The sequence below is a fragment of the Mycobacterium sp. E3339 genome (assembly GCF_001666915.1).
GTDB lineage: Bacteria > Actinomycetota > Actinomycetes > Mycobacteriales > Mycobacteriaceae > Mycobacterium.
This window is the reverse complement of sequence record NZ_LZIZ01000020.1, coordinates 14,689-27,243: the sequence shown is the minus strand read 5'-3', so window position 1 is coordinate 27,243 and position 12,555 is coordinate 14,689. Positions and strand designations below refer to the sequence as shown.

The window sequence follows — 12,555 nt, the reverse complement described above, 5'->3', positions numbered from 1 at the left end:
AGATCATGGCCCCTCCGCGGAAGCATGAAACCGATGTGATCCTCGACGCAGCCCGGGCGCTGGTGCTCGACGGCGGCCCGCGCGCGGCCAGCGTCGCGGCGATCGCAAAGGCCAGCGGCGCCCCGGCGGGCACGCTGTATCACCGGTTCGGCAACCGGGACGGCATCCTGACCGCGGCGTGGCTGCGCGCGCTCGAACGCTTCCAGGCGCGGGCGCTGGCCGCGGACGCCGCGACGGCGGCGGACACCGCCATGGAAACGGCGATAGCGATGGCGGTGTCGGCCGTCAGATTCGCGCGCGAACTGCCCGAGGACGCCCGGCTGTTGTTGACGATCCGGCCCGGCGACCTGCTCGACGACGAACCCGACGCCTCATTCCGGGAGACGCTGGCCGCGATGAACGCCCCGTTGACCGAGCGCCTCGCGGTGCTGGCGCGGCAGCTGTACGGGAACAGCAGGCCGCGGTCGGTGGACGCCGTCGCGCGAGCGGTCGCGGACCTGCCCTACGCCGTGGTGCGGCGCCACGCCCACGACGACCCGATGCCGTCCTGGCTGGAAAAAGACGTCGCGGCCTCGGCGCTGGCCGTGCTACGGAGCTTTGGCGAAGGCCCGTAACGACTCCACCTGCATGGGATCCAATGAGGGGCGCACGATTTGGCGCGCCGCGGCGATGTCGGCGGCCGTCACATCGGTGGCGTCGATGGACCGCCGCATCGCGGTCAGGGCCGCCTCCCGCAGCAGCGCCACGCAGTCGGCGGCGCTGTAGCCGTCGAGCCCGGCGGCCACCTCGTCCAGGTCGACGTCGTCGCTCAGCGGCACGGATTTGCCTGCGGTGCGCAGTATTTCGCGGCGCGCGGCGGCGTCGGGCGGTTCGATGAACACCCGCCGCTCGAGGCGACCCGGGCGCAGCAGCGCCGGGTCGATCAGGTCCGGCCGGTTGGTGGCGCCCAGCACGACGACGTCGCGCAGCGGGTTGACGCCGTCGAGCTCCGTGAGCAGCGCGGCCACCACCCGGTCGGTGACGCCCGAGTCGAAGGTCTGCCCGCGCCGGGGCGCCAGCGCGTCGATCTCGTCGAGGAACACCAGCGACGGGGCGGAGTCGCGGGCGCGCCGAAACAGTTCGCGGACGGCCTTTTCCGAGCTGCCCACCCACTTGTCCATCAGCTCGGATCCCTTGACCGCATGCACGGACAGCTGACCGGTGCTGGCCAGCGCGCGCACCACGAAGGTCTTGCCGCAGCCGGGCGGCCCGTACAGCAGCACCCCGCGGGGCGGGTCGACACCCAACCGGGCGAAGGTGTCCGGGTGCTGCAGCGGCCACAACACGGCCTCGGTCAACGACTGCCGGGCCTCGGCCATGTCGCCGACGTCGTCGAGGGTGACGTTGCCGACGGCCACTTCCTCGCTGGCGGAACGGGACAGCGGCCGGATGACCGTCAGGGCACCGACGAGGTCCTCCTGGTTCAGCTCCGGCGGCCGGCCATCGGAGCTGGCCCGCGACGCCGCGCGCAGCGCCGCCTCGCGCACCAGCGCGGCCAGGTCGGCCACCACGAAACCCGGTGTGCGCGCGGCGATCTCATCGAGATCGAGCGCTCCGGCGGGCGCCGATTTCAGCAGCGACTCCAGCAGCGCCTTGCGGGTCCCGGCGTCGGGCAGCGGCAGGCTCAGCTCCCGGTCGCACAGGTCCGGCGCGCGCAGCCGGGCGTCGAGCTGGTCGGGCCGCGCGGAGGTGGCGATCAGGGCGACGCCCTCGGTGGCCACCGCGGTGCGCAGCTCGCCCAGGATCAGGGCGGCCACCGGCTCGGGGGTGGCCGGCAGGAGCGCGTCCACGTCGGTGATCAACAGGACGCCGCCGCCGTCGCGGACGGCCCGCACCGCCGAGGCGACGACCTTGAGCCGGTCTTCCGGCGCCAGCGCGCCCACCTCCGGGCCGTCCAGGTTCACCAGCCGGCGGCCCGCGCACACCGCGCGCACCAGCGTCACCTTGCCGACGCCGGCCGGGCCCGACACCAGCACGCCGAGGTTGGCGCCGGCGCCCAGGGTCTTGAGCAGGTGCGGCTCGTCGAGCGCGAGCTTGAGCCATTCGGTGAGCTTGGCGGCCTGCGGCTGCGAGCCTTTGAGTTCCTCGACGACCGTGTCCGGCGTGGTCACCTCGATCGATACGGGCGACGACGCCCCGGCGCCCGACGGAACGCCCACGCCCCAGGAGACCAGCGAATTCGGTTGCACGCTAACGGGTCCCTGCGGATCCACGCCGGTGACGGTCAACAGCTCCGAGGTCCAGCTGATGCCGACCGAGGCGGCCAGCGCGCGGGCAGCGGCCGACGTCGAGAACGGCGGCCCCAGGTCGCGGGGCAGCAGCGAGACGGCGTCGCCGACGGTCAGCACCTTGCCGAGCAGGGCCTGCCGCAGGGTCACCGGGGCGATCGACTGGCTGGCCAGCGACGAGCCGGACAGCGTCACCGACCGGGCGCCGTAGACGGTGACCGCGCCGACGATCACGGCGGTGCCCTCGCGCAGCCCGGCGTTGGACAGCGTCACGTCGTCGAGCAGCACGGTGCTCACCGGTGTGTCCGCTCCGGCCAGGCCGGCCACCGCCGCGGTCGTCCGCGAGCCGGTCAGCGCCACCGCGTCCCACTCCCGAATGCCAAGCGCCGCAATGGCGCTCGGATGCAAGCGGACCACCCCGCGGCGCGAGTCCACGGCGGAGGTGTTCAACCGCGCGGTGAGCGTGAGCTGACGGGGCGCATCCTCGCCCGGCCGGCTCATGGCAGGCGCCCACCCGGCTTGCGCAGGCCGAGCCGCGCCATGGACCGGCGGTTCGGCTGCGCCCGGCGGATCGCGCGTCGCGCGGCGCGGCGCTGCCTGGGTTCCTCGGACCACGCCTCGGGGTGCGCGGCCAGCCAGCGCTGGTTGCGGACCGCGAACGGCACGTGGCACAGGTAGGCGATGATGATCACCCAGATCAGGACGTAGGGCGCCAGCACCGCCGCGGCCGCGCAGATCGCCAGCAGCGCCAGCAGCGGCGCGGCCCAGCTCGGGGGCACCGCCGCGGCGTGCATCTTGCGCATCGGGATCTTGCTGATCATCAACATCGACGTCCCGGTGATCCAGATGCACAGGAACGTCGTCGACGTCCACCAGCCCTCACCGAACTGCAGCTTGAGCCCGATCAGCCCGATCATCGACACCGCGCCCGCCGGCGCCGGCATCCCGACGAAGAACTCGTGGGTGTAGGCGGGCTGGCTGCCGTCGTTCTGCAGTGCGTTGTAGCGCGCCAGCCGCAACACCACGCAGACGGCGTAGAGCAGGATCACCACCCAGCCGGCCGGCGACTTGGTCAGCATCGTCACATAGAGCACGATCGCCGGTGTGACCCCGAAGTTCACCGCGTCGGCCAGCGAGTCGATCTCCTCGCCCATCCGCGACTGGGCGTCCAGGATGCGGGCCACCCGCCCGTCCAGCCCGTCGAGGATGGCGGCCGCGGCGATCAACGCCATCGCCGCCTTCGGCTGGTACTCGAGGGCGAACCGGATCGAGGTCAGGCCCGCGCAGATGGACAGCACCGTCATCGCGCTGGGCAGGATCTGCAGGTTGACCGACGGCCTGCCGCGCGGCTTGCTGATCATGACAGCTCGGCCAGCACGGTCTCGCCCGCGATCGCCCGCTGTCCCTCAAGGACCAACGGTTCGGCGCCCGGCGGCAGGTAGGTGTCGAGCCGGGAGCCGAACCGGATCAGTCCGTAGGTGTCGCCGATGGTGAGCTTGTCCCCGACGCGGGCGTCGCAAATGATGCGCCGCGCCAGCAGCCCCGCGACCTGCACCGCCACCACCTCCGCGCCCGCGGGCGTCCGGATCCGCAGGCTGGTGCGCTCGTTCTCGGTGCTGGCCGACGCCAGATCGGCCGAGCCGAACCGGCCGGGCCGGTGCTGCATGGCGATCACCTCGCCGCTCACCGGCGCGCGCTGCACGTGGGCGTCCAGCAGCGACAGGAAGATACTCACCCGCGGCAACGGCGCGTCACCCATGCCGAGTTCGGCGGGCGGGGCGGCGGAATCGATCACGCAGACCACCCCGTCGGCGGGGGCCACGATCGCGCCCGGCCGGGCCGGCGGCACCCGGGGCGGGTGGCGGAAGAAGCCGGCACACGCGCCCGCCGCCAGCAGGCCGGCCCGCCGAATCCACCGGTGCTTGCGGCCGGCCAGCGCCACCGCCAGCCCGCCCGCGATGAACGGGCGGCCGGCCGGGTGGACCGGCGGAACGGTTGCCCGCACCAACTCCAACGCGTGCTGCGGGCTGAACGTTGGCTCCTCGGCCGTGGGGCCGATTGGGCGGGGGCGTCGTGCCACGCGGCCATCTTACGAAAGCTTGGCTAGCTCAGATCCCAGACCTGCAGCTCGGTGCCCTCCGGCACCTCGACGACGTCCTCGGGGATGTCCAGCAGGGCGTTCGCGGACGCCAGCCACCGCAGGTGGTGCGAGGCCGGCGGGCCGTAACTGGTGACCGTGCCCGCGTCGCGGTCCAGCACCGCGCGGCGGAACTGGCGCTTGCCCCGCGGCGAGGTCAACGACTCGGTGAGCACCGCGGCGCGGTGCGGGCGGTCCGCGTCCGGCAGGCCCATCGCGCGGCGCAGCGCGGGCCGGATGAACACCTCGAAGGACACCAGGGCGCTGACCGGGTTACCGGGCAGCGTGACGATCGTCGCGCCGGCCACCCGGCCGATGCCCTGCGGCATGCCGGGCTGCATCGCGACCTTGACGAACTCGACGCCCTGGTCACCTTCGCGGCCGAAGGCGTCCTTGACCACCTCGTAGGCGCCGGCGCTGACCCCACCGCTGGTGATGATCAGGTCCGCCTCGCCGGCGTACTCATCGATGAGCGAACTGAACTGTGCGACATCGTCTTCGGCGGTCGCCACCGCGATCACGTCGGCCCCGGCGTCGCGGACCGCGCCGGCCAGCATGATCGAATTCGACTCGTAGATCTGCCCCGGCCGCAGCGGATCGCCCGGCGTCACCAGCTCCGAGCCCGTCGATATCACCAGCACCCGCTGGCGCGGCAGCACCGGCAGCTCGGCCATTCCCAGCGCCGCCGCCAGGCCGAGCACGGCCGGCGTCACCACCTGGCCGCGCCGCAGCACCGTGGTGCCGGGGGCGACGTCCTCGCCCGCGCGCCGGATGTGCTTGCCGGGCTCGCGCGGCGCGCGAATCGACACCACGTCAACCCCGCCGTCGGTGTCCTCGACCGGCACCACGGCCGTCGCCCCGGCCGGCAGCGGCGCGCCGGTCATGATGCGGTGCGCGGTATTCGGTTGCAGCGTCAACTCGTCGGTGCGCCCGGCGGGAATGTCCTCGGCGACCTCGAGCACCACCGGGTGCTCGGGCGTGGCGCCGGAGGTGTCCTCGGCGCGCACCGCGTAGCCGTCCATCGCGGAGTTGTCGAAGACCGGCAGCGCCAGCCGGGCGACCACGTCGTCGGCCAGGACCAGGCCCTGCGCCGCCGCCAGCACCGCGGTGGCCGCCGGCCGGGAACGGATCAGTTCGGCGACGACGCGCTGATGTTCTTGGACCGACCGCACCCGGCCATTATCGGCCCGCCGAATTGCGCAGGCCGACGTAGAGTCGAGAACGTGATTACCGGGATGGCCCACACCGGGGTGTGTGTTCCGGACTGCGAGGCCGCCGTGGCGTTCTATCGCGACGTGTTGGGCCTGCGTGTGCTTTCGCCGCCGTATGTCATGAGCGGTAACGCCATTCGCGACGACATGGGTGAGCTGGTGGCCGATCCCAGCATGAAGGCGGCCATCGTGGGGTTCGGCGACGACGGCGATCGCGTGCTCGAGGTCATCGAATACCTGAACGTCGGCGGCGGCAGTGCTGGTCGGGCCCTGACCGATCACGGCCTGTCGCACGTCGGGCTGATCTGTTCCGACCTCGACGCCACCCGGGCGGAGTTGGAGAGCAAGGGCGTGCGGTTTCTGGTCAACGGCATCGCGGAGGTGGCCGGGGTCCGCACCACCTGGTTTGTCGACCCCTGGGGCGTGGTGTTCATCCTGGTGGAGAAGAGCCGCCCGCAGCGCCCGTACTACGCGCAATGGGGATGAAGCCGACCGTCGGGATCATCGGCGCGGGCGCCGGTGGCATCGCCATGGGCATCCAGCTGGCCGAGGCCGGCCACGAGTTCACCATCTTCGACCGGGCCGACGGGTTCGGCGGAACGTGGCGGCACAACACCTTTCCCGGCGCGGCGTGCGACGTCCCGTCGCACCTGTACTCGTATTCCTTCGCGCCCAACCCGCGGTGGAGCAAGACGTACGCCAACCAGCCCGAGATCTTGGCCTACCTCGAGAAGGTGGCCGCCGGCCACGGGCTGGCCGCGCGCCTGCGGGCCAACACCGCGGTGGCGACCGCCCGGTGGTCGGACACCCGGCGTCGTTGGACCCTGGTCGACGGCGACGGTGGTGAGCACGAGTTCGACGCCGTGGTCAGCGCCGTCGGGATGCTCGACGTGCCCTACATTCCGGACATCCCCGGGGCGAACCGATTCCGGGGCCGCCAATTCCATTCGGCGCGTTGGGATCACAGCAAGTCCACGGTCGGCGAGCGGGTGGCGTCCATCGGCACGGGGGCCAGCGCCATCCAGTACGTCCCCGCGATCGCGCGAGAAACCGCGCACCTCACCGTTTTTCAGCGCACCCCGATCTGGATCGCACCGCGGTTCGACTTCCCGTTCACGCCCGAGCAGCACGAGCTGTTCGAACGCCATCCCGAGATGGCGCAGAAGCTGCGCGACGAGGCGTTCGACGCCTACGAGTCGGCCAGCTTCGACGTCGACGCCGACCAGACGCGCGAGGCGACCGAGCTGGCCCGCAGTTACCTCATGCGCAAGGTGACCGACCCCGAGCTGCGGGCCAAGCTGATGCCCGACTATCCGGCCGGCTGCAAGCGGCCGCTGATGTCACGCGACTGGTACCCCACCTTCGCGCTGCCCAACGTCTCCCTGGAGACGACCGCCATCGCCGAGCTGACCGAACGCGGGGTGCGCACCGTCGACGGCGTCGAGCACCGCGTCGACACCGTCATCTATGGCACCGGGTTCACCGCGGCCGACTATCTGGCCAGCATCGACGTGTACGGGACGGGCGGCCGCCGCCTCGCGGAGGATTGGCGCGGCGGCGCCGAGGCGTACCTGGGCACGCTGGTGGCCGGCTACCCCAACTTCTTCACGCTGTACGGCCCCAACACCAACGGCGTCAACTCCATCATCTACATCCACGAGGCGCAGACCACCTTCGTCCGGCACATTCTCGACGCGATGCACGCCCGCGGCGCGCACACCGTGGAGGTGACACCAGACGCGCAGCGCCGCTACAACGACGAGGTACAGGCCGCGATGGCGGGCAAGGTGTGGCTGGCGTGCAGCAATTACTTTCGGCATCCCAGCGGGAAGGTGGTCACCCAATTGCCTTACAGCGGGCGGACTTTCTTCGAGCGCACCCGCGAGCTGGTCGAGGCCGACTACCGCTTCGGTCGGTGACTTGTCGGCGGCCTCAGCCGCCGCCCGCGCACCCTGGCCGACGCGGTCGGCACCGGCCGCAGGCCCGGCCGGCGGGGCCGCTTGACCCGCTCGGCGGTCCTGATCGGCGCGCTGAACGCCGTCTCGACCTTCATTCGCAACCATGCCGCGGCGCGCTTCGACCTGACCTGCACCGCCAAACCCTACTGGATCCAGTAGTTGTCGTGGCGGATGAACCACTCCCGGCGCTCGTCGTCGGTCATGTCGGCCAGCGCCCCGAACCCCTCGAAGTAGGCCTCGCGGGGCGCACCGGGCGCGAACAACATCAGGACCGACGCCGGCTGGTCGGCCTCGTTGCGGAAGCCGTGCACGCCGCCGGGCGGGACGTAGAGGAAATCGCCCGGATGCCCGTCGACCCACTCGTTGCCGTCGAAGAGCTTCATCGTCCCGGACAGCACGAAGAAGGCCTCGGACATGGCCCGGTGGAAGTGGGCCGGGGGACCGCCGCCGGCCGGGGCGATGTCGACCCGGTACAGGCCGTAGTCGCCGTCGGTGGCCTGCTGGTTGGCCAGGTAGTGGTACTTGGTCCCGAAGGTTTCGTAGTCGGGCGGCGCCCCTCCGTTTTCCGGGGCGCGCTTGAGCCAGGCGCTGATCTCCGGCTCGTCCTTGGTGTATCGGGGCGGGGGATAGGGCGGGACGACGAGCGACATGCCTCCAGTGTGGCGCGCCTGGCGCTACCCGGCCGCTCCGGCGAATCGCCGCTCCCACGCCGCCATGTCGTCGAGGTCGACCGTCGTCACCGACATCCGGTCGGGATCGACGAATTGCCCGACCGACGCGGTCAGCGCCTCGGCGCTGTGGCCGCCGGCGGCCAGCCGGGAGCTGACGTGAAATTCGCCGGCGAACCAATCGACCCGGCGCAGCGCGCGGTTCGCCGGGAGGATTTCGTGTTCCGCCCCCTCGCAATCGACCTTGAGCAGCCGGCATCGCCCCGGCACGTACTCGTCGAAGATCGCGTCCAGCGTCGTCGAACGGACCTCGGTGGTGGGGTAGCCATCCGCGCGGTCGTGGTAGCAGCCGGCGCCCCCGCTGTTCAGCGGGGGCCGCGCGATGCGCACCGTGCGCCGGTCGCGGGTCAACGCCAGCGGCACCACGACGACGTTGTCGACGCCGTGGGCGGCGACGTTGGTGCGCAGGTGGGCGACGTTGAGCGGTTCCGGCTCGATCGCGATCACGGTGACGCGCGGGTTGCGCACCGCGAGCCAGATCGCGACCATCCCGACGTGGGCGCCGACGTCGACGACGACGTCACCGGGTTCGAACGTGATGCGGCCGAGCCCGTAGCCGTCCATGGCGAGTTCGGTCGCGACCACACCCGCCGCGATCGACCCCGGCTCATCGACGATGCGCAGCCGCGTGCCCGCCACGTCGTAGCCCTGCAGCACGCCCGCCATGGGCCTTATTCTCCCCGTCAGTCGACGGGGTAGACGACGCCAGTTAGCTCCTCGGAGACGGCCCACAGCCGGCGCTGCACGTCGACGTCGTGCGACTTCGCGCTGGAGGACACCAGTTTCGGGTAGCCCCGGGTCTCGCCCAACCCGTCGGGGCCGTAGTACTGGCCGCCGAGCACGCCGGGATCGGTGGCCGCGCGCAGCGTCGGCAGGGCGCCCATGGCCGCGTCCTGCGCGATCACGCTGAAGAACACGTTGACCAGCGGCCGGAACGCCGCGGGCGTGTAGCGGCCCAGCTCGGTGTTCGACCCGCCGGGGTGGGCGGCGACGGCGATCGTCGTCCCGCGCGGGGCGAGCCGGCGCTGCAGCTCGTAGGTGAACAGCAGGTTCGCCAGCTTGGCCTGCCCGTAGGCCGCGACCCGGTTGTAGGAGCGTTCCCACTGCAGGTCGTCGAAATGGATGTCGGCCAGGATGCGGTGGCCCATGCTGCTGACGGTGACCACCCGCGAACCGGCGACCGGCAGGAGCCGGTCCAGCAGCAGGCCGGTGAGGGCGAAGTGGCCGAGGTGGTTGGTGCCGAACTGCATCTCGAAGCCGTCTTTGGTTGTCTCCTTCGGCGTGTACATGACGCCGGCGTTGTTGATCAGCAGGTCGATGTGGTCGTAATCGGCCTTGAGTTGCGCGGCCGCGGCGCGGATGGAATCCAGCGAGGTCAGGTCCAGCTCCTGCAGCGCGACCTCGGCGTGCGGGCTGCCGGCGGTGATCCGGGCGGCGGCGTCCTTGCCCTTGTCCAGGTTGCGCACCGCGAGCACGACGCGGGCGCCGCGGTCGGCCAGCGCGGCGGCCGTCTCGTAGCCCAGGCCGGTGTTGGCCCCGGTGATGACGGCGACGCGACCGGCCTGGTCGGGGATGTCGGCGGCGGTCCACTTGGCCTTGGAAGTGGCCATGGCAGGCTCCTCAAGCTAGTAAGGTAAACGGGGCGAGCGCTCCGGTTGATGCAACTATACGGAACGCACGCCCCGCTTTGTCAACCGATGAATGGTGAACACATGGCGCAGGCCGCCCGGCCGTTGCGCGCCGACGCGGCGCGCAACCGCGCGCGGGTGCTGGACGTCGCCTACGAAACCTTCGCCGCGGAGGGCCTGTCGGTGCCCATCGACGAGGTCGCCCGCCGCGCCGGCGTCGGCGCCGGCACGGTCTACCGGCACTTCCCGACCAAGGAGGCGCTCTTCGCGGCCGTGATCGAGGACCGCATGCAGCAGCTGGTGGACGACGGCCGCAAGCTGCTGGAAACGGCGGGCGGCGGCGAGGCGCTCTTCGCCTTCCTGCGCTCGATGGTGCTGCACTGGGGGCCCGCGGACCGCGGCCTGGTCGACGCCCTCGCGGGGTACGGGATCGACATCGCCTGCGCGGCGCCGGAGGCCGAGGACGCCTTCAAGGCCATGATGGGCGAGCTGTTGCGCGCGGCGCAGGAGGCCGGCACCGCGCGGCGGGATGTCGACATGCGGGATCTCAAGGCGATCCTGGTCGGATGCCAGGCGATGCAGGCGTACGACTCGGCCCTGGCCGAGCGGGCGACCGACGTCGTCATCGACGGTTTACGCGTGCAGCGATAAGGCCTGACCTGTTCTTGCACTCGGCATAGGCGAGTGCTAAGAATGACGTTGGCACTCGCGACTGGCGAGTGCTAGGTCGGGACGGTGAGACCAGCAGACACCTGGGGTCGTCCGTCGCGGGCACTGCACCCGGCCAGCGTAAGTAATGGGGTGGCCACGCTGTGGTCACCCGGTGTCATTCCCGATCCGGAGGAATCACTTCGCAATGGCCAAGACAATTGCGTACGACGAAGAGGCCCGTCGCGGCCTCGAGCGGGGGCTCAACGCCCTCGCCGACGCGGTAAAGGTGACGTTGGGTCCCAAGGGCCGCAACGTCGTCCTGGAGAAGAAGTGGGGCGCTCCCACGATCACCAACGATGGTGTGTCCATCGCCAAGGAGATCGAGCTGGAGGACCCGTACGAGAAGATCGGCGCCGAGCTGGTCAAGGAAGTCGCCAAGAAGACCGACGACGTCGCCGGTGACGGCACGACGACGGCCACGGTGCTGGCCCAGGCGCTCGTCAAGGAGGGCCTGCGCAACGTCGCCGCGGGTGCCAACCCGCTTGGCCTCAAGCGCGGCATCGAGAAGGCCGTCGAGAAGGTCACCGAGGTCCTGCTCAAGTCCGCCAAGGACGTTGAGACCAAGGAGCAGATCGCGGCCACCGCGGCCATCTCCGCGGGCGACCAGTCCATCGGTGACCTGATCGCCGAGGCCATGGACAAGGTCGGCAACGAGGGCGTCATCACCGTCGAGGAGTCCAACACCTTCGGCCTGCAGCTCGAGCTCACCGAGGGCATGCGGTTCGACAAGGGCTACATCTCGGGGTACTTCGTCACCGACGCCGAGCGTCAGGAAGCCGTCCTCGAGGACCCGTTCATCCTGCTGGTCAGCTCCAAGGTGTCCACCGTCAAGGACCTGCTGCCGCTGCTGGAGAAGGTCATCCAGGCCGGCAAGCCGCTGCTGATCATCGCCGAGGACGTCGAGGGCGAGGCCCTGAGCACCCTGGTGGTCAACAAGATCCGCGGCACCTTCAAGTCGGTGGCGGTCAAGGCCCCCGGCTTCGGTGACCGCCGCAAGGCGATGCTGCAGGACATGGCGATCCTCACCGGTGGTCAGGTGATCAGCGAAGAGGTCGGCCTGTCGCTGGAGAGCGCCGACGTCGCGCTGCTCGGTAAGGCCCGCAAGGTCGTCGTCACCAAGGACGAGACCACCATCGTCGAGGGTGCCGGTGACACCGACGCCATCGCCGGGCGCGTGGCCCAGATCCGCCAGGAGATCGAGAACAGCGACTCCGACTACGACCGCGAGAAGCTGCAGGAGCGCCTGGCCAAGCTGGCCGGCGGTGTTGCGGTGATCAAGGCCGGCGCCGCCACCGAGGTGGAGCTCAAGGAGCGCAAGCACCGCATCGAGGACGCGGTCCGCAACGCCAAGGCCGCCGTCGAGGAGGGCATCGTCGCCGGTGGTGGCGTCGCCCTGCTGCAGTCGGCGCCGTCCCTGGAGGAGCTCAAGCTCACCGGTGACGAGGCCACCGGCGCCAACATCGTGCGCGTCGCGCTCGAGGCCCCGCTGAAGCAGATCGCCTTCAACTCCGGGCTGGAGCCCGGCGTTGTCGCCGAGAAGGTTCGCAACGCGAAGGCCGGCACCGGCCTGAACGCGGCCACCGGCGAGTACGAGGACCTGCTCAAGGCCGGCGTTGCCGACCCGGTCAAGGTCACCCGCTCGGCGCTGCAGAACGCGGCGTCCATTGCCGGGCTGTTCCTGACGACCGAGGCCGTCGTCGCCGACAAGCCGGAGAAGGCGGCCGCTCCCGCGGGCGACCCGACCGGCGGCATGGGCGGCATGGACTTCTAAGTCCAAGAGCGGAAAAGTTCCAACCACTGAAAAGCCCGGTCCCTCTGGGGGCCGGGCTTTTCCGTGCGCGCCGCGGAGTACGCCGAGCGCGGTTTTGGGTAACTGATGTACTGAACGTTCGATCAGTTGGGCACGGGAGGACCA

General features: G+C 70.9%; 12 protein-coding genes. 5 read left to right on the top strand and 7 right to left on the bottom strand.

What is annotated here, in order from left to right:
• Positions 1 to 5: 5 nt before the first annotated feature.
• Positions 6 to 614, top strand: a complete 609-nt coding sequence (locus A5702_RS01130) for a TetR family transcriptional regulator (RefSeq protein WP_068217513.1) — start codon at positions 6 to 8, stop codon at positions 612 to 614.
• Here A5702_RS01130 and A5702_RS01125 read toward each other — a convergent pair.
• The 4 genes from A5702_RS01125 to glp are packed head-to-tail and all read right to left on the bottom strand — an operon-like array spanning position 588 to position 5,576.
• A complete protein-coding gene (locus tag A5702_RS01125; RefSeq protein ID WP_068217510.1) occupies positions 588 to 2,768 on the bottom strand; it encodes an AAA family ATPase in 2,181 nt (726 codons plus the stop codon). The two genes, A5702_RS01130 and A5702_RS01125, sit on opposite strands and share 27 nt — an antisense overlap.
• Positions 2,765 to 3,628 carry a CDP-diacylglycerol--serine O-phosphatidyltransferase gene (gene pssA / locus A5702_RS01120; RefSeq protein ID WP_068217508.1) on the bottom strand — a complete coding sequence of 288 codons (864 nt, stop codon included), beginning with the start codon at positions 3,626 to 3,628 and terminating at the stop codon, positions 2,765 to 2,767. Before pssA ends, A5702_RS01125 begins: the two co-directional genes overlap by 4 nt.
• Entirely contained in the window at positions 3,625 to 4,347 is a 723-nt protein-coding gene (locus A5702_RS01115; protein ID WP_055400637.1) for a phosphatidylserine decarboxylase, read from the bottom strand. Before A5702_RS01115 ends, pssA begins: the two co-directional genes overlap by 4 nt.
• A gap of 23 nt (positions 4,348 to 4,370) precedes the next feature.
• Positions 4,371 to 5,576 carry a gephyrin-like molybdotransferase Glp gene (glp, locus tag A5702_RS01110; protein ID WP_068217505.1) on the bottom strand — a complete coding sequence of 402 codons (1,206 nt, stop codon included), beginning with the start codon at positions 5,574 to 5,576 and terminating at the stop codon, positions 4,371 to 4,373.
• A gap of 51 nt (positions 5,577 to 5,627) precedes the next feature.
• Between glp and A5702_RS01105 the strand changes: the two genes are divergently transcribed.
• Both A5702_RS01105 and A5702_RS01100 read left to right on the top strand, forming a co-directional pair.
• Positions 5,628 to 6,101 carry a VOC family protein gene (locus tag A5702_RS01105; protein ID WP_055400644.1) on the top strand — a complete coding sequence of 158 codons (474 nt, stop codon included), beginning with the start codon at positions 5,628 to 5,630 and terminating at the stop codon, positions 6,099 to 6,101.
• A complete protein-coding gene (locus A5702_RS01100) occupies positions 6,098 to 7,534 on the top strand; it encodes an NAD(P)/FAD-dependent oxidoreductase (protein WP_231964955.1) in 1,437 nt (478 codons plus the stop codon). The genes A5702_RS01105 and A5702_RS01100 overlap by 4 nt, the downstream gene beginning before the upstream one ends.
• Positions 7,535 to 7,716: 182 nt before the next feature.
• Here the strand turns inward: A5702_RS01100 and A5702_RS01095 are convergent, their stop codons facing one another.
• The 3 genes from A5702_RS01095 to A5702_RS01085 are packed head-to-tail and all read right to left on the bottom strand — an operon-like array spanning position 7,717 to position 9,911.
• Complete coding sequence (locus tag A5702_RS01095; protein WP_068217500.1) at positions 7,717 to 8,223, bottom strand: cupin domain-containing protein; 507 nt, start codon at positions 8,221 to 8,223, stop codon at positions 7,717 to 7,719.
• A 24-nt stretch (positions 8,224 to 8,247) separates the two neighbouring features.
• The gene (locus tag A5702_RS01090; protein WP_068217497.1) at positions 8,248 to 8,967 is read right to left on the bottom strand and encodes an FkbM family methyltransferase; all 720 of its coding nucleotides are present in this window, start codon (positions 8,965 to 8,967) and stop codon (positions 8,248 to 8,250) included.
• 17 nt (positions 8,968 to 8,984) lie between these two features.
• Entirely contained in the window at positions 8,985 to 9,911 is a 927-nt protein-coding gene (locus A5702_RS01085; RefSeq protein WP_055400656.1) for an SDR family NAD(P)-dependent oxidoreductase, read from the bottom strand.
• Positions 9,912 to 10,013: 102 nt separating this feature from the next.
• Between A5702_RS01085 and A5702_RS01080 the strand changes: the two genes are divergently transcribed.
• Positions 10,014 to 10,580 (top strand): TetR/AcrR family transcriptional regulator, encoded by a 567-nt coding sequence (locus A5702_RS01080; RefSeq protein ID WP_068217494.1) that lies wholly within the window; start codon positions 10,014 to 10,016, stop codon positions 10,578 to 10,580.
• A gap of 205 nt (positions 10,581 to 10,785) precedes the next feature.
• A complete protein-coding gene (gene groL / locus A5702_RS01075; protein ID WP_055400660.1) occupies positions 10,786 to 12,411 on the top strand; it encodes a chaperonin GroEL in 1,626 nt (541 codons plus the stop codon).
• The last annotated feature ends 144 nt before the right edge of the window (positions 12,412 to 12,555 follow it).